Here is a 20,271-nt window from a genome sequence, read left to right on the forward strand (position 1 = left end):
GATGACCGCGGGGGAGGGAACGGTGCGGCTGCGGCCGCCGAACAACACGCTGGACCCGAGGGCCGTGGGGTGGTGGCGGGCCCAGTGGCTGCTGCTGACCGCCGCCCCCGTGGTCGTCCTGGCCGTGCTGGGCGTGCTCATCGAGCCCGCCCGGTTCTGGCTGCTGCTGCCCGCCGCGATCATCGCGGTCCTCGGCATCGGCTGTGCCGTCCTCCTCCCCCTGTGGTGGTTCCGCACCCACCGCTGGGAGGTCACCGACGAAGCGGTGTACGTCAGGACCGGGGTCTTCCGGCAGGAGTGGCGGATCGCCCCGATGTCCCGGATCCAGACCGTGGACACCGTACGCGGACCGCTCGAACAGCTCTACCGGCTCGCCACGGTCACCGTGACCACCGCGTCGGCCAGGGGCGCGGTACGGATCGAGGGCCTCGACCACGAAACGGCGGCCGGGCTGGCCGAGCGGCTGACCCGGATCACCCAGGCCACCCCCGGGGACGCCACATGAGCCCCGGCGCGGCGCTCTCCCCCGCCCCGGACACCGGTGACGACCGGAGCCGGGCCCAGGAACCCGGCGCGGCGACCGCCGCCGACTGGCGGCGGCTGGACCGGCGCACGGTCCTGGTCAGCGCACTCGTCACGGCCGGGGTGGTGGCCGGCGCGGCCGTTCCCACCACCCTCGGCCTGTCCGGGCGGTTCGGCTTGGGGGCCGCCGTCGCCTGGGTCCTCGCCGGCTCGGTCCTGCTGATCGGCTCCGCGGCGGCCGGCGACCTCGTACGGTGGCGCCGCACCCGCTACCGCATCGGTGCCGAACGGGTCGATCTGCACACAGGGCTGTTCCTGGTCAAGAAGCGCTCACTGGCCCGGGAACGCATCCGCAGTGTCGACCTCACCGCTCATCTGCTGCAACGGGCACTCGGCCTGGTCACCGTCCGTATCGGCACCGGAGAGCACTCCGGCAACGACTCCACCCTGGAACTCGACCCGGTCCCCAGGGCCGAGGGCGAACGGCTCCGCCGCGAACTGCTCGCCCGTACGGCCACCGGCACCCCGGGCTCCCACCGCGAGGGCGAGCTCGTCGCCCTCGACCCGCGCTGGATCCGCTACGCACCGGTCTCCTTCGTCGCCCCCGCGCTCGGCGGTGCGGCTGCCGGTGCGGTGATGCAGGTCAGCGACTGGTTCGGGGCACAGGGGCAGGTGATCGAGTGGATCGGCGACCGCTTCCGGGACACCTCGCTGACGGTCATGATCGTGATCCTGGCCGTCGCCGCGGTGGCCGCCGGTGTCGTCGGCGCGCTCGGCCTGTGGGTCGAGATGTGGTGGAACTACCGGCTGGAGCGCGAACCCGGCGGTACCCTGCGCATCCGGCGCGGACTGCTGACCTCCCGGTCCGTCTCCATCGAGGAGCGGCGGCTGCGCGGCGTCGACCTCGTCGAACCGCTCGGCATCCGGACCTTCGGCGCCGCCCGCATCGACGCGATCACCACCGGACTGGCCAAGGACGACGAGGAACAGCACGGTGACCACAACACCCTGCTGCCCGCCGCGCCCAGAACCGTCGCCGACGCGGTGGCCGCCGACGTGCTGCGCGAGGCCACGTCCCCGACCGGTGCCCCGCTGACCGGGCACCCCCTCGCCGCCCGCGGCCGCAGGCTGCGCCGGGCGTGCTGGGCCGTCCTGGTCCCGGTGGCCGTGCTGGCGATCCTGGGCGTGCTGCTGACACCCGTACTGCTCCGGATCGCGCTCGGCTGCGCCGTGGTGGGTCTGCCGGCCGGGGTGTTGCTGGCCCGGGACGCCTACCGCGGCCTGGGACACGCCATCAGCGGCGACTACCTGGTGGTGCGGTCGGGTACGGTCCGGCGTTCGACCGCCGCGCTGGAACGGGCCGGAGTCATCGGCTGGACGGTCCGGCAGACGTACTTCCAGCGGCGGGCCGGGGTGCTGAGCGTCACCGCGACGACGGCCGCCGGGTCGGGCGCGTACACGGCGTACGACACGGATGCGGGCGAGGGCCTCGACTTCGCCTCGAAGGCCGTGCCCGGTCTGTTGGAACCCTTCCTGGAGCGCGTCCCGCCCGCCGGGTGACCCCGGTCAGCCGTGCGGTTCCGATGCGCACCATGGCGGGAGTCCGTCACGCCTCCCACGCGACGGGCCCGGCCGCTCCGAGGAGCGAACCGGGCCCGTGCGCAACCGTACTGACGGTCCCTCAGGAAGAGGCGGGCGGATACAGCGCGCGCGGCAGCCGGGAGGCCGCCGCCGCGTCCAGCAGCCACAGGGTGCGGCTGCGCCCGTACGCACCGGCTGCCGGGGCCTGGATCTCCCCGGCACCCGAGAGCGCGATCTCCGCGGCCTCCGCCTTGTCCTCACCGGCGGCGAGCAGCCACACCTCGCGGGCCGCGCGGATCGCCGGCAGCGTGAGCGAGATCCGGGTGGGCGGCGGCTTGGGAGCGCCGTGCACACCGACGACGGTGCGCTCGGTCTCCCGTACCGCGGGCAGCTCCGGGAAGAGCGACGCGACATGCGTGTCCGGGCCGACGCCCAGCATCAGCACGTCGAACGTCGGCACCGGTCCGTGGTCCTCGGGACCGGCCGCGGCGGCCAGCTCCTCGGCGTACGCGGCAGCCGCCGTTTCGGCGTCGTTGCCCCAGGGGCCGTCCGAGGCGGGCATCGCGTGCACCCGGGACGGGTCCAGCTCCACCGAGTCCAGCAGGGCCTCGCGGGCCTGCGTGACATTGCGCTCCGGATCGCCCTCGGGCAGGAACCGCTCGTCGCCCCACCACAGATCGAGCCGCGACCAGTCGATCGCGTCCCGGGCGGGCGCGGCGGCGAGCGCGGCCAGCAGGCCGTTGCCGTTGCGCCCGCCGGTAAGGACCACCGAGGCGTAGCCGCGTGCGGCCTGGGCGTCCACGATCTTCGTGATCAGCCGGGCCGCGGCGGCCTGCGCCATCAGCTCCTTGTCGCGGTGCACGACAAGTTGAGGAGCACTCACTTCGACGCCGCCTTCTTGGCCGCGGTCTTCTTCGCGGCGGCCGGGGCGGCGTCCGCCGCGGGTGCGGCCGGCTTCGGCTCCGCCGGCCCGCCGAGCTTTTCCACGCCGAACTTCACCGTCGCCGCGTACGTGTTGTCCGGGTCCAGACGGCGCAGCTCCTCGGCGAGCAGCTCGGCGGTGTCCCGCCGCTTGAGCGCCACCGCACGGTCCGGCTGGCCCTGCATCGAGAGCGTGGCCAGCGAACCGTCGGGACGGTCCAGGACGATGACGCCGTTCTTGGTCTCCATCCGCACGGCCGTCAGACCGGGACCGGCGGAGACGGTGCGCTCCACCGGCACCTTGAGCCGGTCCGCGAGCCACATGGCGAGCAGCTCGCAGCTCGGGTTCTCCGACTCGCCCTCGACGGTCGCCGAGACGACCTGGGCGGACTGCTGGTCGAGCGAGGCCGCCAGCATCGAGCGCCACGGCGTGATGCGGGTCCACGCCAGATCGGTGTCGCCCGGGGTGTACGAGTCGGCGCGCGTCGCGAGCTCGTCGCCCGGGTGCTCCGCCGAGTAGGCGTCCGTGATCCGGCGCTGGGCGAGCGCGCCCAGCGGGTCCTTCGCCGGGTCGGCGGGCGCGTCCTCGGGCCACCACACCACGACCGGGGCGTCCGGCAGCAGCAGCGGCAGGACCACCGACTGGGCGTGGTTGACCAGCTCGCCGTGGAGACGCAGGACGACCGTCTCGCCGGTGCCCGCGTCGGAACCGACCCGCACCTCGGCGTCGAGCCGCGCGTCCCGGCGGCTGCGCGGCGAGCGGCTGACCCGCTTGATCACCGCGATGATCCGCGAGGGGTGCTCGCGCGAGGCGTCACCGGCCGACTTGAGCGCGTCGTACGCGTTCTCCTCGTCGGTGACGATGACCAGGGTGAGCACCATGCCGATGGCCGGGGTGCCGATGGCACGGCGGGCCGAGATCAGCGCCTGGTTGATCTTGCTGGAAGTGGTCTCCGTGAGATCGATCTTCATGGCCGGCGCCAGCTCCGTCCGTCTCGTGCGAGCATCTCGTCGGCCTCGGCGGGACCCCAGGTGCCCGCCGGGTACTGCGCGGGCTTGCCGTGCTTGTCCCAGTACTCCTCGATCGGGTCGAGGATGTTCCAGGAGAGTTCGACCTCCTGGTGCCGGGGGAAGAGGTTGGCGTCGCCGAGCAGCACATCGAGGATGAGCCGCTCGTAGGCCTCCGGGCTGGACTCCGTGAAGGACTCGCCGTACGCGAAGTCCATCGTGACGTCCCGGACCTCCATCGAGGTGCCGGGCACCTTGGAGCCGAACCGCACGGTCACGCCCTCGTCCGGCTGCACCCGGATGACCAGGGCGTTGCCGCCCAGCTCCTCGGTGGCACCGGACTCGAAGGGCAGGTACGGGGCCCGCTTGAAGACGACCGCGATCTCCGTGACCCGGCGGCCGAGCCGCTTTCCGGTACGGAGGTAGAACGGCACGCCCGCCCAGCGGCGGTTGTTGATCGTCAGCTTGATCGCGGCGTAGGTGTCGGTCTTCGACTTGGGGTCGATGCCGTCCTCTTCGAGATAGCCGGGGACTTCCTCGCCGCCCTGCCACGCGTGTGCGTACTGGGCGCGCACCGTGTGCTTGCCCAGGTCCTCTGGCAGCTCCACCGCCGTGAGCACCTTGAGCTTCTCGGCGACCAGTGCCTTCGGGTGGAAGGAGCCGGGCTCCTCCATCGCGGTCAGCGCCAGCAGCTGGAGCAGGTGGTTCTGGATGACGTCACGGGCGGCGCCGATGCCGTCGTAGTAGCCGGCCCGGCCGCCGATGCCGATGTCCTCGGCCATCGTGATCTGGATGTGGTCGACGTACGACCTGTTCCAGATCGGCTCGAACATCGTGTTGGCGAACCGCAGCGCCAGGATGTTCTGGACCGTCTCCTTGCCCAGGTAGTGGTCGATCCGGAAGACCTCGTTGGGCGGGAAGACGTCGTGCACGATCTGGTTGAGCTCCTGCGCGCTCTTCAGGTCGTGGCCGAAGGGCTTCTCGATGACGGCACGCCGCCAGGAGCCCTCCTTCTGGTCCGCGAGGCCGTGCTTCTTGAGCTGCTGGACGACCTTGGGGAAGAACTTCGGCGGCACCGACAGGTAGAAGGCGAAGTTGCCCCCCGTGCCCTGCGCCTTGTCCAGCTCCTGGATCGTGTTCTTCAGCTGCTCGAAGGCGTCGTCGTCGTCGAAGTTGCCCTGGACGAAGCGCATCCCCTGGATCAGCTGCTGCCAGACCTCTTCGCGGAACGGCGTACGGGCGTGCTGCTTGACGGCGTCGTGGACCTCCTGCGCGAAGTCCTCGTCCTGCCACTCGCGGCGGGCGAAACCGATGAGGGAGAAGCCCGGCGGCAACAGGCCGCGATTGGCCAGGTCGTACACGGCGGGCATCAGCTTTTTGCGGGACAAATCGCCCGTGACTCCGAAGATCACCAGACCCGACGGCCCCGCGATGCGCGGGAGCCGTCGGTCCTGGGGGTCACGAAGCGGATTGGCTCCGGGAACACCAGACAAGGTGGTCAGCCCTCCGAAGGGGCGAGGCGCTTGAGCTCCGCCTCGGTCGAGTTGAGCAGGTCGATCCAGGACGCCTCGAACTTCTCGACGCCCTCGTCCTCCAGGAGCTGGACGACGTCGTCGTAGGAGATCCCGAGCTTCGCCACGGCGTCGAGATCGGCGCGGGCCTGCTCGTAGGTGCCGGAGATCGTGTCGCCGGTGATCTGCCCGTGGTCGGCCGTCGCGTCCAGGGTGGCCTCGGGCATGGTGTTCACCGTGCCGGGGGCGACCAGGTCGACGACGTACAGGGTGTCCTTGTACGCGGGGTCCTTGACACCGGTCGAGGCCCACAGCGGACGCTGCTTGTTGGCCCGCGCCTTGTCCAGGGCGGCCCAGCGCTCCGAGGAGAAGACCTCCTCGTACGCCTGGTAGGCGAGCCGGGCGTTGGCGAGCGCCGCCTTGCCCTTGAGGGCCTTGGCCTCGTCGGTGCCGACGGTGTCGAGCCGCTTGTCGATCTCGGTGTCCACGCGGGACACGAAGAACGAGGCCACCGAGTGGATCAGGGAGAGGTCCAGGCCCGCGGCCTTCGCCTTCTCCAGACCCGCCAGGTAGGCGTCCATGACCTCGCGGTAGCGCTCCAGCGAGAAGATCAGCGTGACGTTGACGCTGATGCCCTTGCCGATGACCTCGGTGATCGCCGGGAGACCGGCCTTCGTCGCCGGGATCTTGATGAGCGTGTTGGGCCGGTCCACCAGCCAGGCCAGCTGCTTGGCCTCGGCGACGGTGGCCGCGGTGTGGTGGGCCAGACGCGGGTCGACCTCGATGGAGACCCGGCCGTCCTGGCCGTCCGTGGCGTCGAAGACCGGACGCAGGATGTCCGCCGCGTCCCGCACATCGGCCGTCGTGATCATGCGGATGGCCTCGTCGACGGTGACCTTGCGGGTGGCGAGGTCGGTGAGCTGCTGCTCGTACCCGTCGCCCGAGGAGATCGCCTTCTGGAAGATCGACGGGTTGGTGGTGACGCCCACGACGTGCTGCTGGTCGATCAGCTCGGCGAGGTTGCCCGAGGTGATCCGCTTGCGCGACAGGTCATCGAGCCAGATCGCCACGCCCTCGTCGGAGAGGCGCTTGAGTGCGTCTGTCATGAGAATTGCATCTCCTACTAGTCGTATATCGGCGTCAGCGCGCGGCGGCGGCGAGAGATTCCCGTGCGGCGGCGGCGACGTGCTCGCCGGTGAAGCCGAACTCGCGGAAGAGGACCTTGGCGTCGGCCGAGGCACCGAAGTGCTCCAGCGACACGATCCGGCCGGCGTCACCGACGTAGCGGTACCAGGTCAGACCGATGCCGGCCTCGACCGCGACGCGTGCCTTCACGGACGGCGGCAGAACGCTGTCCTTGTACGCCTGGTCCTGCTCCTCGAACCACTCGACCGACGGCATCGAGACCACCCGGGTCGGAATGCCGGCCGCCTGGAGCTCCTCGCGCGCCTCGACCGCGAGGTGCACCTCGGAGCCCGTGCCGATCAGCAGCACCTGCGGCTGGCCGCCCTCGGCCTCGAAGAGCACGTAGCCGCCCTTGGCTGCGTCCTCGTTCGCCTCGTACGTCGGAACGCCCTGGCGGGTCAGCGCCAGACCGTGCGGGGCACCCTTGCCGAACACCTTGGTGTAGCGGCGCAGGATCTCGCGCCAGGCGATGGAGGTCTCGTTGGCGTCGGCCGGGCGGACGATGTTCAGGCCCGGGATGGCACGCAGCGAGGCCAGGTGCTCCACCGGCTGGTGGGTCGGGCCGTCCTCGCCGAGACCGATCGAGTCGTGCGTCCACACGTACGTCACCGGGAGGTGCATCAGCGCGGACAGGCGCACGGCGTTGCGCATGTAGTCGGAGAACACCAGGAAGGTGCCGCCGTAGATGCGGGTGTTGCCGTGCAGCGCGATGCCGTTCATGGCGGCGGCCATGGCGTGCTCGCGGATGCCGAAGTGGATCGTGCGGCCGTACGGGTCCGCGCCCGGCAGCGGGTTGCCCACCGGGAGGAACGACGACGTCTTGTCGATCGTGGTGTTGTTGGAGCCCGCGAGGTCGGCGGAGCCGCCCCACAGCTCGGGGATGATCTCGCCGAGTGCCTGGAGCACCTTGCCGGAGGCGGCGCGGGTGGCGACACCCTTGCCCGGCTCGAAGACCGGGAGCTTGTCCTCCCAGCCCGCGGGCAGCTCGCCGGCGGAGATCCGGTCGAACTCGGCGGCGCGCTCCGGGTTGGCGGTGCGCCACGCGGCGAAGCTCTTCTCCCACTCGCCCTTGGCCTCGCGGCCGCGGTCCAGCGCCTCACGGGTGTGGGCGATGACCTCGTCGGCGACCTCGAAGGTCTTCTCCGGGTCGAAGCCGAGGACCCGCTTGGTCGCCGCGACCTCTTCGTCACCGAGCGCCGAGCCGTGCGAGGCCTCGGTGTTCTGGGCGTGCGGCGCGGGCCAGGCGATGATCGAGCGGGCCGCGATGAACGAGGGGCGCTCGGTCTCGGCCTTGGCCGCCTGCAGCGCCGCGTACAGACCCGCCGGGTCCAGGTCGCCGCTCGGCAGCTGGTCGACGCGCTGGACGTGCCAGCCGTACGCCTCGTACCGCTTCAGGGTGTCCTCGGAGACCGCGGTCTCCGTGTCGCCCTCGATGGAGATGTGGTTGTCGTCCCACAGCAGGACCAGGTTGCCGAGCTTCTGGTGCCCGGCCAGCGAGGACGCCTCGGCCGAGATGCCCTCCTGGAGGCAGCCGTCGCCGGCGACGGCCCAGACCATGTGGTCGAAGGGGGAGGTGCCGGGCGCCGCGTCCGGGTCGAACAGGCCGCGCTCGTACCGGGAGGCCATGGCCATGCCCACGGCGTTGGCAACACCCTGGCCCAGCGGGCCCGTGGTCGTCTCGACGCCGGTGGTGTGGCCGTACTCCGGGTGACCGGGGGTCTTCGAGCCCCAGGTGCGGAAGGCCTTGAGGTCATCGAGCTCCAGGCCGTACCCGGCCAGGTAGAGCTGGATGTAGAGGGTCAGGCTGGTGTGACCGGCCGACAGCACGAACCGGTCGCGCCCGGCCCAGTCCGCGTCGGCGGGGTCGTGGCGCATCACCTTCTGGAAGAGGGTGTACGCGGCGGGAGCGAGGCTCATGGCCGTACCAGGGTGGCCGTTTCCGACCCTCTGTACGGCGTCCGCTGCAAGGACACGGACAGTGTCCACGGCCCGCTGGTCCAATTCGGTCCACTGGAGATCTGTGGTGGTCGGCTTGGTGCTCACCCTGAGTCAGGGCTCCTCTCCACTGTTGTAAACCGGTGACTGTGACCGCACCGGGCGTTGTCGAGCCTACCCCCGTCGGAACAAGCATTTTCCGCTGCTTTCCAGGGTGCAGGCGGCCTGCGGAGTTCGCCTCCCGTATGAGCGCGACGCCTCACTTCTGCGCCACTCCGATGAGCGCTTCTCCTTACTTATGGGCCCTCCGATGAGCGTGTCCTCGTACTTCTGTGCCGCTCCGGTGAACGGGGGCACTGGTCACGCGCAGTATCACGAGCGCGGGAACACCCGCCCGGGTGCCGCGACACGGGGGAGCGGGACCCAAGCTTCCGCGCCTCCTCAACACGACCCACCCCCGCGAAGGAGGGCCTGTCCCCAACGTCTACAGTGGTCTGGTTCGCGCAAGTCTTTACCGGGCCTTCACGCCCGGAGCTTGCTGGGATTTCTCTGTCAGGGGTGTGCGTGACGGCCGTCGAGTCCCGACCCGCAGGGGTCGCCTTGACTCCCAGCCCAGGGGGCCATCGCCCGTTCGGGGCCCGTGTCAAGGCATTCGTGGCGCTGACCAAGCCGCGGATCATCGAGCTGTTGCTGATCACCACTGTTCCGGTGATGTTCCTCGCCGCTCAGGGTGTGCCCGACCTGTGGCTCGTGCTCGCCACCACCGTCGGCGGATATCTCTCCGCGGGCGGTGCCAACGCGCTGAACATGTACATCGACCGCGACATCGACGCGCTGATGGACCGTACGTCGCAGCGCCCGCTGGTCACCGGCATGGTGAGCCCGCGTGAGTGCCTGGCCTTCGGCTTCGCGCTCGCCGCGGTCTCGACGGTCTGGTTCGGCCTGCTGGTCAACTGGCTGTCGGCGGCGCTGTCGCTCGGCGCGCTGCTGTTCTACGTCGTCGTCTACACGATGCTGCTCAAGCGCCGCACCTCGCAGAACATCGTCTGGGGCGGCATCGCTGGCTGCATGCCGGTCCTCATCGGCTGGTCGGCCGTGACGAACTCCATGTCGTGGGCGGCCGTCATCCTCTTCGCCGTCATCTTCTTCTGGACGCCGCCGCACTACTGGCCGCTCTCCATGAAGGTGAAGGACGACTACGCCAGGGTCGGCGTCCCGATGCTTCCGGTCATCGCGTCCAACCGGGTGGTGGCCCGCCAGATCGTCATCTACAGCTGGGTGATGGTGGCCGTCTCGCTGCTGCTGACCCCGCTGGGCTACACCGGCTGGTTCTACACGGCGGTGGCGCTGCTGACCGGCGGGTTCTGGCTCTGGGAGGCGCACGGCCTGCAGAACCGGGCCAAGGCCGGTGTGAGCGGGGCCAAGCTCAAGGAGATGCGGCTGTTCCACTGGTCCATCACCTATGTCTCCCTGCTCTTCGTCGCCGTGGCGGTCGACCCCTTCCTGAGGTAGTCCCGCTGCCCGGCCCCTGCTGACAATTCCTGCCGACGGGCGGGGTACGTGGCCCAAGCCACGTACCCCGCCCGTCGCGCGTCGAGCTACCCGTCGGTAGCATCCTGACCATGGCTGAGACGGCAGAGACCCAGGTGGAGAGCGGCAAGCAGGCGGCCCGCGCGGAGCGCAGGGCGGCCAGGCTCGCCAAGCAGATCGGTGCCTTCTCCAAGGCGCACGGCGGTGCGGAGGGACAGCTCGCCTACATCGGGCAGCGTGGCGCCCGCATCGTGCTCGTGGGCGAGGACGGCGGCTGGGGCGATCTGGTCGCTCCGTCGTACGCGGTCGCCGAGAGCGCCACGCGCATGGCCGGGATCACGATGCACGACGAGTTCGACGGGGAGTTCGCGGCGAAGGTCCGCACCGGCCCGTACGAGTGGACGCGCATGGCCGGCATCCAGATCGGCGGCCCCTCCGACAAGGCCTGACCGGCACTTTCCTCCCCGTACGGACGACGATCGCCGGACGGGTTCCTTCTCGGAACCGTCCGGCGATCGTCGTCCGTACGGGGAGTCGACCGTCGTGGTCAGCCGGCCGCTGCGGGCTCCGGCTGTTCGGCGGCGGGGCCGGGCACCGGGGTCACGGCCCCGGGGCGCTCGCGCAGCGACAGGACCACCCGCACGACCGCGATCCACACCAGGCACGAGCCCAGCATGTGCAGGCCGACCAGGATCTCCGGCGTGTCGGTGAAGTACTGCACGTACCCGATCACGCCCTGAGCCATCAGCACCAGGAAGAGGTCACGGGCGCGGTGCAACGGGCCGGCCGGCGCGTCGACGGCCTTCAGCACGAACCAGAGCGCGACGGTCAGTGCCACCACGACCCAGGCCAGATCGGCGTGCAGCTGCGCGATCATCTTCCAGTCGATCGGGATGCGGTGCACGTCGCTGGAGTCGCCCGCGTGCCGCCCGGCGCCCGTGACCACCGTGCCGACCGCGACCAGCAGCCCCGCGGCGACCGCGAGCAGCCAGGTCAGCTGGGAGACCGCCTTGCCGACCAGCGGCCGGGGAGCCTCGTCGCCCTCACCGACCCGCTGCCAGGTCACCATCGCGACGGTGAGCAGCGCCGTGGAGAGCAGGAAGTGCGCCGCGACGGTGTACGGGTTGAGGCCGACCAGCACCACGATGCCGCCGAGCACGGCGTTGCCCATGACCACCCAGAACTGCACCCAGCCGAGCTTGGTCAGGCTGCGCCGCCAGGGCTTGGCGGACCGGGCGGCGATGATCGCCCACCCGACGGCCGCGCACAGGACGTACGTCAGCATCCGGTTGCCGAACTCGATGACGCCGTGGAGGCCCATCTCGCTCGTCGCCGTGAGGCTCTCGTCGGTGCACTTGGGCCAGGTCGGGCAGCCGAGGCCGGAGCCGGTCAGCCGCACCGCGCCACCGGTCACGACGATGAGCACGGCCATGACGACGGCCGACATGGCCGCACGGCGGACCGTACGGGGGGAGGGGGTCCATCGCTCGGCGATGTACAGGAGCGGGTTCCGCGCGGCTTGAGCGACTTCGGCTCGGGTCAGCTTGGGCACGCGCACCATCGTAGGCGGCGGCTTGTGCAAGCTTTCACGAGGGGGACGAGTTACCCCGAATCGTCGACGGAGCGCGTTCGCACGCTCACACGCGGCGGACGGCCGGGCCCACTCCCGGCGGCCGGGCTCACTCCCAGCGGAAGAACCTCGCCGCCGCGCCCAGCCCCAGGACCGCCCACACCGCCAGGACGCCGAGGTCGCCCCACGGCATCGACGCGCCGTGCTGGAGCACCTCGCGCAGTCCGTCCGACAGGGCCGCGATCGGCAGCAGCCCGAGCACCGACTGCACCGCGTCCGGGAACTTGTCCAGCGGCACGATGACCCCGCCGCCGACCAGCAGCAGCAGGAAGACCAGATTGGCCGCGGCGAGCGTCGCCTCCGCCTTGAGCGTCCCGGCCATCAGCAGCCCGAGCCCGGAGAAGGCCGCCGTGCCCAGCACGAGCAGCAGCAGGACCGCGAGCGGGTTGCCGTGCGGCGACCAGCCGAACGCGAACGCGATCACCGTGAGCAGCACCACCTGGAGCACCTCGGTGACCAGCACCGCGAGGGTCTTGGCGGTCATCAGCGCCCAGCGCGGCAGCGGCGAGGCCGCGAGCCGCTTGAGCACGCCGTACCGCCGCTCGAAGCCGGTGGCGATGGCCTGGCCCGTGAAGGCCGTGGACATCACGGCGAGCGCGAGGATGCCGGGAGTCAGGAAGTCGACGGGCTCGCCCGCGCCGGTGTCCACGATGTCGACCGCGCTGAACAGCACCAGCAGCAGCGTCGGGATGATCACGGTCAGCAGCAGCTGCTCGCCGTTGCGCAGCAGCATCCGCGTCTCCAGGGCGGTCTGCGCGGCGATCATGCGGCCCAGCGGGGCGGCGCCCGGCCGCGGGGTGTACGTACCGGCGCTCATGCGCGCAGCTCCTTGCCGGTCAGTTCCAGGAAGACGTCCTCCAGCGTGTGCCGCTCCACGGAGATGCCCGACGGCATCACTCCGTGCTGGGCGCACCAGGAGGTGACGGTGGCCAGCAGCTCCGGGTTGACGTCACCGGAGATGCGGTAGGCCCCCGGGACGATCTCGGCCGCCTCGCAACCGTCGGGCAGTGCCTTCAGCAGCGAGCCGATGTCGAGACCGGGGCGGCCGGTGAAGCGCAGGGTGTTCTCGGCGCCGCCGCGGCAGAGCGTCTCGGGGCTGCCCTGGGCGATGACCTTGCCCGCGTCGATGACGGCGACGTCGTCGGCGAGCTCCTCGGCCTCGTCCATGAAGTGCGTGGTGAGGACGGTGGACACCCCGTCGGTGCGCAGCTCGCGCACGAGCTCCCAGGTGGAGCGGCGGGCCTGCGGGTCCAGGCCCGCGGTCGGCTCGTCGAGGAAGACCAGCTCGGGACGGCCCACGACGGCCATCGCCAGGGCGAGCCGCTGCTGCTGGCCGCCGGAGAGGCGCCGGTAGGACGTACGGCCGCAACTGCCGAGGCCGAGGCGCTCGATCAGGGCGTCGACGTCCAGCGGGTCGGCGTGGAGCTTCGCCATGTGGCGGAGCATCTCGTCGGCGCGCGCCCCGGAGTAGACGCCGCCCGACTGGAGCATCACGCCGATCCTGGGGCGGAGTCTCGCGGCGTCGGCGACCGGGTCGAGGCCGAGGACCCGCACCGTACCGGCGTCGGGGCGGCGGTAGCCCTCGCACGTTTCGATCGTGGTGGTCTTGCCGGCGCCGTTGGGGCCGAGGACGGCGGTGACGGTGCCGGTGCGCACACACAGGTCGAGGCCGTCCACAGCGGTCTTGGGGCCGTACCGCTTCACCAGACCGCGGATCTGTACGACCGACTCGCTCTTCATGGCCGGTAAGTCTAGGCAGGGGTGGAACCGAGCCCGTCTCCCGGGGCCGGATTAGGTAACCCTAAGTGATGGACGGCACCGTAGATCGTTTCGGACCGTGGTTGTCAGGGCCGGATGAATTACGCAACAATGGCGTTGTGAAATACGTTGGCGAGGCTCCGCAGGAGGAACTCGCGACCGGAGAGCGCTCGACGCGCAACCGGGTCGCGCGCTCCATCCTGGACCACGGCCCGTCCACCGTCGCCGAGCTGGCGAAGCGCCTCGGTCTCACCCAGGCGGCGGTCCGCCGCCATCTCGACGCCCTCGTCTCCGACAGCGTCGTGGAGGCCCGTGAGCAGCGGGTCTACGGGGCTCGGACCCGTGGCCGCCCGGCCAAGGTGTTCGCCCTCACCGACTGCGGCCGGGACGCCTTCGATCAGTCCTACGACAAGCTCGCGGCGGACGCCCTGCGCTGGATCTCCGAGACCGCGGGCGAGGAAGCGGTCACCGCTTTCGCCCGTGCCAGGATCGCGGCCCAGTCCGAGACGTACCGCACGGCGGTCGAGGCCGCGGACCCCGAGGCCCGCACCGAGGCGTTGGCCAAGGCCTTGTCCGTCGACGGGTACGCTGCTACGGCGCGTAGCGCGCCCGGCCCGCAGCAGGGCGAGCAGCTGTGCCAGCACCACTGCCCGGTCGCCCATGTCGCCGAGCAGTACCCGCAGCTGTGCGAGGTGGAGACGGAGTTCTTCTCCAGCCTCCTCGGGACACATGTGCAGCGTCTGGCCACCATCGCCCACGGCGACGGTGTGTGCACGACGTACATTCCGCGCAGCGGCCATCCAGCACCACAGACCACCAATTCAGCATCTGCAAGCACGGCCGGGAGGAACCCCGCATGACGCTCCCTACGGAGACTGCCCACCCTGAGCTCGAGGGTCTGGGCACGTACGAATTCGGCTGGGCCGACTCCGACGCGGCGGGTGCCGCCGCCAAGCGCGGGCTCTCCGAGGAGGTCGTCCTCGACATCTCGGCGAAGAAGAACGAGCCGGAGTGGATGCTGAAGCTGCGCCTCAAGGGCCTGCGGCTCTTCGACAAGAAGCCGATGCCGAACTGGGGCTCCGACCTGTCGGGCATCGACTTCGACAACATCAAGTACTTCGTGCGGTCCACCGAGAAGCAGGCGGAGTCCTGGGAGGACCTGCCCGAGGACATCAAGAACACCTACGACAAGCTCGGCATCCCGGAGGCGGAGAAGCAGCGCCTGGTCGCCGGTGTCGCCGCGCAGTACGAGTCCGAGGTCGTCTACCACCAGATCCGTGAGGACCTGGAGGAGCAGGGTGTCATCTTCCTCGACACCGACACCGCGCTGAAGGAGCACCCGGAGCTCTTCAAGGAGTACTTCGGCACCGTCATCCCGGTCGGCGACAACAAGTTCGCCTCGCTGAACTCGGCCGTGTGGTCGGGCGGCTCGTTCATCTACGTGCCCAAGGGTGTGCACGTCGACATCCCGCTCCAGGCCTACTTCCGTATCAACACGGAGAACATGGGTCAGTTCGAGCGGACGCTGATCATCGTCGACGAGGACGCCTACGTCCACTACGTCGAGGGCTGCACCGCCCCGATCTACTCCTCCGACTCGCTGCACTCCGCGGTCGTCGAGATCATCGTGAAGAAGGGCGGCCGCTGCCGCTACACGACGATCCAGAACTGGTCGAACAACGTCTACAACCTGGTCACCAAGCGCGCCGTCGCTTACGAGGGCGCGACCATGGAGTGGGTCGACGGCAACATCGGCTCCAAGGTCACCATGAAGTACCCGGCCGTCTACCTGATGGGCGAGCACGCCAAGGGCGAGACCCTGTCCATCGCCTTCGCGGGCGAGGGCCAGCACCAGGACGCCGGCGCCAAGATGGTCCACATGGCGCCGAACACCTCCTCCAACATCGTCTCCAAGTCGGTGGCGCGAGGCGGTGGCCGTACCTCCTACCGCGGTCTGATCGAGATCGGCGAGGGAGCGCCCGGCGCGAAGTCCAACGTGCTCTGCGACGCGCTGTTGGTCGACACGATCTCGCGCTCCGACACCTACCCCTACGTCGACGTCCGCGAGGACGACGTGTCGATGGGGCACGAGGCGACCGTCTCCAAGGTCTCCGAGGACCAGCTCTTCTACCTGATGAGCCGCGGTCTGACGGAGTTCGAGGCGATGGCGATGATCGTGCGCGGCTTCGTCGAGCCGATCGCGAAGGAGCTGCCGATGGAGTACGCCCTTGAGCTCAACCGGCTGATCGAGCTGCAGATGGAGGGGTCGGTCGGCTGACAGGCCCGACGACCGAACCTCCGATTTCGACAGAGAAAGCGAGCACTACGACAGCCATGGCTGAGGCTCAGAACATCCCGGCGGGCTCCACCACCACCGGATCCATCGCGGTGGCCGCCGAGTCGACCGTCGCCACGCGCATGAGCGCGCCCCCGTCCTTCGACGTCGCGGACTTCCCGGTCCCGCACGGCCGTGAGGAGGAGTGGCGGTTCACGCCGCTGGAGCGGCTGCGCGGGCTGCACGACGGCACGGCCGTCGCCACCGGCGGCGGCGTGAAGGTGGCGATCGAGGCCCCCGAGGGCGTCACCGTCGAGACCGTCGGACGTGACGACTCCCGGCTCGGCAAGGCCGGCACCCCGGTGGACCGCGTCGCCGCCCAGGCGTACTCCTCCTTCGAGCAGGCGTCCGTCGTCACGGTCGCCAAGGAGGCCGTGCTCACCGAGCCGATCCGCATCGCGGTGCACGGCGAGGGCGGCGTGGCCTACGGCCACCAGGTCGTCGAGCTCGGGGCCTTCGCCGAGGCCGTCGTCGTCATCGACCACACCGGTGACGCGGTGCTCGCCGCCAATGTGGACTACGTCCTCGGAGACGGCGCGAAGCTCACCGTCGTCTCCGTACAGGACTGGGACGAGACCGCGGTCCACGTCGGCCAGCACAACGCGCTGGTCGGCCGGGACGCCTCGTTCAAGTCGATCGTCGTCACCTTCGGCGGCGACCTCGTCCGGCTCCACCCGCGCGTCAGCTACGCGGGCACCGGCGGCGAGGCCGAGCTCTTCGGCCTGTACTTCACCGACAAGGGCCAGCACCAGGAGCACCGCCTCCTGGTCGACCACAACACCCCGCACTGCAAGTCCAACGCCGCCTACAAGGGCGCGCTCCAGGGCGACGGCGCACACGCCGTGTGGATCGGTGACGTCCTCATCCGAGCCAGGGCCGAGGGCACCGACACCTACGAGATGAACCGCAACCTCGTCCTCACGGACGGCGCGCGGGTCGACTCCGTGCCGAACCTGGAGATCGAGACCGGCGAGATCGTCGGCGCAGGCCACGCCTCGGCGACCGGCCGGTTCGACGACGAGCAGCTCTTCTACCTGATGTCCCGGGGCATCGACGCCGAGGAGGCCCGCCGCCTCGTCGTGCGCGGCTTCTTCGCCGAGCTCGTCCAGCAGATCGGTCTGCCGGACGTCGAGGCGCGGCTGCTGGAGAAGATCGAGGCCGAGCTGAAGGCTTCCGTCTGATGGCCTTCGTCAAAGCCTGTGCGCTGAGCGAGCTGGAGGACGACACCCCCAAGCGGGTGGAGCTCGACGGCGTCCCGGTGTCCGTCGTCCGTACCGAGGGCGAGGTGTTCGCGATCAACGACATCTGCTCGCACGCGAACGTCTCACTGTCCGAGGGCGAGGTCGAGGACTGCATGATCGAGTGCTGGCTGCACGGCTCCAGCTTCGACCTGCGCACCGGCAAGCCGTCCGGCCTTCCCGCGACGCGCCCCGTCCCCGTATACCCCGTCAAGATCGAAGGGGACGATGTGCTCGTCTCCGTCACCCAGGAGTCCTGAGTCACCCATGGCAACGCTTGAAATCCGCGACCTGCACGTCTCCGTCGAGGCCGACAACGCCACGAAGGAGATCCTCAAGGGCGTCGACCTGATCGTGAAGCAGGGCGAGACGCACGCCATCATGGGCCCCAACGGGTCCGGCAAGTCCACCCTCGCGTACTCCCTCGCGGGTCACCCCAAGTACACGATCACCAGCGGTTCGGTGACCCTGGACGGCGAGGACGTCCTGGAGATGACCGTCGACGAGCGCGCCCGCGCCGGTCTGTTCCTCGCGATGCAGTACCCGGTCGAGATCCCCGGTGTCTCGGTCTCCAACTTCCTCCGCACCTCCGCCACCTCCGTCCGCGGCGAGGCGCCCAAGCTGCGTACCTGGGTGAAGGAGGTCAAGGAGACGATGGGCCGGCTCCAGATGGACCCGGCGTTCGCCGAGCGCAACGTCAACGAGGGCTTCTCCGGCGGTGAGAAGAAGCGCCACGAGATCCTTCAGCTGGAGCTCCTCAAGCCGAAGGTCGCGATCCTCGACGAGACCGACTCCGGTCTGGACGTCGACGCACTGCGCATCGTCTCCGAGGGCGTCAACCGGGTCCGCGAGACCGGCGAGGTCGGCACCCTGCTGATCACGCACTACACGCGGATCCTCCGCTACATCAAGCCCGACTTCGTGCACGTCTTCGCCAACGGCCGCATTGCCGAGTCCGGCGGCGCCGAGCTCGCCGACAAGCTGGAGAACGAGGGCTACGAGGCATATGTGAAGGGTGGCGCTTCCGCGTGACACAGCTGCCGGGCCTCCTCGACACCGAGGCGATCCGCAAGGACTTCCCCCTGCTGGATCGTACGGTCCACGACGGGAAGAAGATCGTTTACCTGGACAGCGCTGCGACCTCGCAGAAGCCGCGCCAGGTGCTCGACGCCCTCAACGAGTACTACGAGCGGCACAACGCCAATGTGCACCGCGGTGTGTACACGATCGCGGAGGAGGCCACGGCGCTGTACGAAGGCGCCCGTGACAAGGTCGCCGCGTTCATCAACGCACCCAGCCGCGACGAGGTGATCTTCACCAAGAACGCTTCCGAGTCGCTCAACCTCGTGGCCAACATGCTCGGCTGGGCCGACGAGCCCTACCGGGTGGACCACGACACCGAGATCGTCACCACGGAGATGGAGCACCACTCCAACATCGTGCCGTGGCAGCTGCTCTCGCAGCGCACGGGCGCGAAGCTGAAGTGGTTCGGCATCACCGACGACGGCCGCCTCGACCTGTCCAACATCGAGGAGATCATCACGGAGAAGACGAAGATCGTCTCCTTCACCCTGGTCTCCAACATCATGGGCACGATCAACCCGGTCGAGAAGATCATCCGCCGGGCCCAGCAGGTCGGCGCGCTGGTCTGCATCGACGCCTCGCAGGCCGCCCCGCACATGGTGCTGGACGTGCAGGCGCTGCAGGCCGACTTCGTGGCCTTCACCGGTCACAAGATGGTCGGCCCGACCGGCATCGGCGTGCTCTGGGGACGGCAGGAGCTCCTGGAGGACCTGCCGCCGTTCCTCGGCGGCGGCGAGATGATCGAGACCGTGTCGATGCACTCGTCGACGTACGCCCCCGCGCCGCACAAGTTCGAGGCCGGTACGCCCCCGATCGCCCAGGCCGTCGGCCTCGGCGCGGCCGTGGACTACCTCTCGGCGATCGGCATGGAGAAGATCTACCGGCACGAGCACGCGATCACCGAATATGCGGTGAAGCGGCTCCTGGAGGTCCCGGACCTGCGGATCATCGGTCCGGCGACGGCCGAGGACCGCGGCGCGACGATCTCCTTCACGCTCGGTGACATCCACCCGCACGACGTGGGCCAGGTGCTCGACGAGCAGGGCATCGCGGTCCGGGTCGGACACCACTGCGCACGGCCGGTCTGCCTGCGGTACGGAATTCCTGCGACCACGCGAGCGTCGTTCTATCTGTACTCCACGCCCGCCGAGGTCGACGCCCTGGTGGACGGTCTGGAGCACGTACGGAACTTTTTCGGATAATGGGCGAGCGGCTGAGGGTTGACTGGTGAAGCTTGATTCCATGTACCAGGAAGTGATCCTGGACCACTACAAGCACCCCCACGGGCGTGGCCTGCGGGACGGCGACGCAGAGGTGCACCACGTCAATCCGACGTGCGGCGACGAGATCACTCTCCGGGTGAAGTACGACGGCGAGACCATCGCCGATGTGTCGTACGAGGGTCAGGGCTGCTCCATCAGCCAGGCCAGTGCCTCCGTGCTGAACGACCTGCTGGTCGGCAAGGAGCTGGGCCAGGCGCAGAAGATCCAGGAGACCTTCCTGGAGCTGATGCAGTCGAAGGGCCAGCTGGAGCCGGACGACGCGATGGAGGAGGTGCTGGAAGACGCGGTCGCGTTCGCCGGTGTCTCGAAGTATCCGGCCCGGGTGAAGTGCGCGCTGCTGAGCTGGATGGCGTGGAAGGACGCGACGGCGAAAGCGCTGTCCGAAGGGAAGACGGCATGAGCGACAACGAGACTCTCACCACGAAGCCGGCCTCCGAGGAGGAGGTCCGCGAGGCCCTGTACGACGTGGTCGACCCCGAGCTGGGCATCGACGTGGTCAACCTGGGCCTGATCTACGGCATCCACATCGACGACGCCAACATCGCCACCCTCGACATGACGCTGACGTCCGCGGCCTGCCCGCTGACCGATGTCATCGAGGACCAGGCGAAGTCCGCGACCGACGGCATCGTCAACGAGCTGCGGATCAACTGGGTCTGGATGCCGCCGTGGGGCCCGGACAAGATCACGGACGACGGGCGCGAGCAGCTTCGCGCCCTGGGCTTCAACGTCTGAGCCCATTGCCGACGAT

At 69.7% G+C, this 20,271-nt stretch carries 20 protein-coding genes; 12 read left to right on the forward strand and 8 right to left on the reverse strand.

Going from position 1 to position 20,271, the window contains the following annotated elements:
• Nucleotide 1 precedes the first annotated feature (1 nt).
• Nucleotides 2-505, forward strand: coding sequence for a PH domain-containing protein (locus OHA19_RS30340; protein WP_405711504.1), 504 nt, complete (start codon nt 2-4; stop codon nt 503-505).
• Nucleotides 502-2,082, forward strand: coding sequence for a PH domain-containing protein (locus OHA19_RS30345; protein ID WP_405711502.1), 1,581 nt, complete (start codon nt 502-504; stop codon nt 2,080-2,082). Before OHA19_RS30340 ends, OHA19_RS30345 begins: the two co-directional genes overlap by 4 nt.
• A 121-nt stretch (nt 2,083-2,203) precedes the next feature.
• On the opposite strand, the gene pgl is transcribed toward OHA19_RS30345, so the two are convergent.
• Genes pgl through tkt form a run of 5 tightly spaced genes read right to left on the reverse strand, consistent with a single transcriptional unit; the run spans nt 2,204 to nt 8,771 of the window.
• Nucleotides 2,204-2,986: a 6-phosphogluconolactonase gene (gene pgl, locus OHA19_RS30350; protein WP_405711500.1), complete on the reverse strand. Its 783-nt coding sequence runs from the start codon at nt 2,984-2,986 to the stop codon at nt 2,204-2,206.
• Nucleotides 2,983-3,996, reverse strand: a complete 1,014-nt coding sequence (gene opcA, locus OHA19_RS30355) for a glucose-6-phosphate dehydrogenase assembly protein OpcA (protein WP_405711499.1) — start codon at nt 3,994-3,996, stop codon at nt 2,983-2,985. The genes pgl and opcA overlap by 4 nt, the downstream gene beginning before the upstream one ends.
• Nucleotides 3,993-5,525, reverse strand: coding sequence for a glucose-6-phosphate dehydrogenase (gene zwf / locus OHA19_RS30360; protein ID WP_405711497.1), 1,533 nt, complete (start codon nt 5,523-5,525; stop codon nt 3,993-3,995). Before zwf ends, opcA begins: the two co-directional genes overlap by 4 nt.
• Before the next feature lie 5 nt (nt 5,526-5,530).
• Nucleotides 5,531-6,649: a transaldolase gene (gene tal / locus OHA19_RS30365; RefSeq protein WP_405752293.1), complete on the reverse strand. Its 1,119-nt coding sequence runs from the start codon at nt 6,647-6,649 to the stop codon at nt 5,531-5,533.
• Between the two features lie 34 nt (nt 6,650-6,683).
• Nucleotides 6,684-8,771, reverse strand: a complete 2,088-nt coding sequence (gene tkt, locus OHA19_RS30370) for a transketolase (protein ID WP_405752295.1) — start codon at nt 8,769-8,771, stop codon at nt 6,684-6,686.
• 450 nt (nt 8,772-9,221) lie between these two features.
• On the opposite strand from tkt, the gene OHA19_RS30375 reads away from it, so the two are divergent.
• Entirely contained in the window at nt 9,222-10,175 is a 954-nt protein-coding gene (locus OHA19_RS30375) for a heme o synthase (protein ID WP_405711491.1), read from the forward strand.
• Between the two features lie 110 nt (nt 10,176-10,285).
• The gene (locus OHA19_RS30380) at nt 10,286-10,642 is read left to right on the forward strand and encodes a hypothetical protein (RefSeq protein WP_405711490.1); all 357 of its coding nucleotides are present in this window, start codon (nt 10,286-10,288) and stop codon (nt 10,640-10,642) included.
• Nucleotides 10,643-10,740: 98 nt separating this feature from the next.
• Here the strand turns inward: OHA19_RS30380 and OHA19_RS30385 are convergent, their stop codons facing one another.
• The 3 genes from OHA19_RS30385 to OHA19_RS30395 all read right to left on the reverse strand — a co-directional run bounded on the left by OHA19_RS30385 (nt 10,741) and on the right by OHA19_RS30395 (nt 13,563).
• Nucleotides 10,741-11,754, reverse strand: a complete 1,014-nt coding sequence (locus OHA19_RS30385; RefSeq protein WP_405752298.1) for a COX15/CtaA family protein — start codon at nt 11,752-11,754, stop codon at nt 10,741-10,743.
• A 118-nt stretch (nt 11,755-11,872) separates the two neighbouring features.
• The gene (locus OHA19_RS30390; protein WP_405752300.1) at nt 11,873-12,640 is read right to left on the reverse strand and encodes an ABC transporter permease; all 768 of its coding nucleotides are present in this window, start codon (nt 12,638-12,640) and stop codon (nt 11,873-11,875) included.
• Nucleotides 12,637-13,563 (reverse strand): ABC transporter ATP-binding protein, encoded by a 927-nt coding sequence (locus OHA19_RS30395; RefSeq protein WP_405752303.1) that lies wholly within the window; start codon nt 13,561-13,563, stop codon nt 12,637-12,639. The genes OHA19_RS30390 and OHA19_RS30395 overlap by 4 nt, the downstream gene beginning before the upstream one ends.
• Before the next feature lie 137 nt (nt 13,564-13,700).
• On the opposite strand from OHA19_RS30395, the gene OHA19_RS30400 reads away from it, so the two are divergent.
• The 8 genes from OHA19_RS30400 to OHA19_RS30435 are packed head-to-tail and all read left to right on the forward strand — an operon-like array spanning nt 13,701 to nt 20,255.
• Entirely contained in the window at nt 13,701-14,441 is a 741-nt protein-coding gene (locus OHA19_RS30400) for a helix-turn-helix transcriptional regulator (RefSeq protein ID WP_405711482.1), read from the forward strand.
• Nucleotides 14,438-15,859: a Fe-S cluster assembly protein SufB gene (gene sufB / locus OHA19_RS30405; protein WP_405711480.1), complete on the forward strand. Its 1,422-nt coding sequence runs from the start codon at nt 14,438-14,440 to the stop codon at nt 15,857-15,859. Before OHA19_RS30400 ends, sufB begins: the two co-directional genes overlap by 4 nt.
• Before the next feature lie 56 nt (nt 15,860-15,915).
• Nucleotides 15,916-17,097, forward strand: coding sequence for a Fe-S cluster assembly protein SufD (gene sufD, locus OHA19_RS30410; RefSeq protein ID WP_405711478.1), 1,182 nt, complete (start codon nt 15,916-15,918; stop codon nt 17,095-17,097).
• Nucleotides 17,097-17,414 carry a bifunctional 3-phenylpropionate/cinnamic acid dioxygenase ferredoxin subunit gene (locus tag OHA19_RS30415; RefSeq protein WP_093539686.1) on the forward strand — a complete coding sequence of 106 codons (318 nt, stop codon included), beginning with the start codon at nt 17,097-17,099 and terminating at the stop codon, nt 17,412-17,414. Before sufD ends, OHA19_RS30415 begins: the two co-directional genes overlap by 1 nt.
• 7 nt (nt 17,415-17,421) lie before the next feature.
• Nucleotides 17,422-18,186, forward strand: coding sequence for a Fe-S cluster assembly ATPase SufC (gene sufC, locus OHA19_RS30420; protein ID WP_326764929.1), 765 nt, complete (start codon nt 17,422-17,424; stop codon nt 18,184-18,186).
• Entirely contained in the window at nt 18,183-19,439 is a 1,257-nt protein-coding gene (locus tag OHA19_RS30425; RefSeq protein WP_266420966.1) for a cysteine desulfurase, read from the forward strand. Before sufC ends, OHA19_RS30425 begins: the two co-directional genes overlap by 4 nt.
• 25 nt (nt 19,440-19,464) lie before the next feature.
• Entirely contained in the window at nt 19,465-19,920 is a 456-nt protein-coding gene (gene sufU / locus OHA19_RS30430) for a Fe-S cluster assembly sulfur transfer protein SufU (RefSeq protein ID WP_072483050.1), read from the forward strand.
• Nucleotides 19,917-20,255 carry a metal-sulfur cluster assembly factor gene (locus OHA19_RS30435; RefSeq protein ID WP_093539690.1) on the forward strand — a complete coding sequence of 113 codons (339 nt, stop codon included), beginning with the start codon at nt 19,917-19,919 and terminating at the stop codon, nt 20,253-20,255. Before sufU ends, OHA19_RS30435 begins: the two co-directional genes overlap by 4 nt.
• Nucleotides 20,256-20,271: the final 16 nt, after the last annotated feature.

Source organism: Streptomyces sp. NBC_00012 (assembly GCF_045040875.1).
GTDB lineage: Bacteria > Actinomycetota > Actinomycetes > Streptomycetales > Streptomycetaceae > Streptomyces.

Bases quoted from the DNA above. Each gene is read 5' to 3' on its own strand.
- OHA19_RS30390 (WP_405752300.1), bottom strand. From the start codon at position 12,640: ATGAGCGCCGGTACGTACACCCCGCGGCCGGGCGCCGCCCCGCTGGGC.
- sufB (WP_405711480.1), top strand. From the start codon at position 14,438: ATGACGCTCCCTACGGAGACTGCCCACCCTGAGCTCGAGGGTCTGGGC.
- opcA (WP_405711499.1), bottom strand. From the start codon at position 3,996: ATGAAGATCGATCTCACGGAGACCACTTCCAGCAAGATCAACCAGGCG.
- OHA19_RS30345 (WP_405711502.1), top strand. From the start codon at position 502: ATGAGCCCCGGCGCGGCGCTCTCCCCCGCCCCGGACACCGGTGACGAC.
- OHA19_RS30340 (WP_405711504.1), top strand. From the start codon at position 2: ATGACCGCGGGGGAGGGAACGGTGCGGCTGCGGCCGCCGAACAACACG.
- sufC (WP_326764929.1), top strand. From the start codon at position 17,422: ATGGCAACGCTTGAAATCCGCGACCTGCACGTCTCCGTCGAGGCCGAC.
- OHA19_RS30435 (WP_093539690.1), top strand. From the start codon at position 19,917: ATGAGCGACAACGAGACTCTCACCACGAAGCCGGCCTCCGAGGAGGAG.
- OHA19_RS30385 (WP_405752298.1), bottom strand. From the start codon at position 11,754: ATGGTGCGCGTGCCCAAGCTGACCCGAGCCGAAGTCGCTCAAGCCGCG.
- OHA19_RS30395 (WP_405752303.1), bottom strand. From the start codon at position 13,563: ATGAAGAGCGAGTCGGTCGTACAGATCCGCGGTCTGGTGAAGCGGTAC.
- OHA19_RS30415 (WP_093539686.1), top strand. From the start codon at position 17,097: ATGGCCTTCGTCAAAGCCTGTGCGCTGAGCGAGCTGGAGGACGACACC.
- sufD (WP_405711478.1), top strand. From the start codon at position 15,916: ATGGCTGAGGCTCAGAACATCCCGGCGGGCTCCACCACCACCGGATCC.
- OHA19_RS30380 (WP_405711490.1), top strand. From the start codon at position 10,286: ATGGCTGAGACGGCAGAGACCCAGGTGGAGAGCGGCAAGCAGGCGGCC.
- tal (WP_405752293.1), bottom strand. From the start codon at position 6,649: ATGACAGACGCACTCAAGCGCCTCTCCGACGAGGGCGTGGCGATCTGG.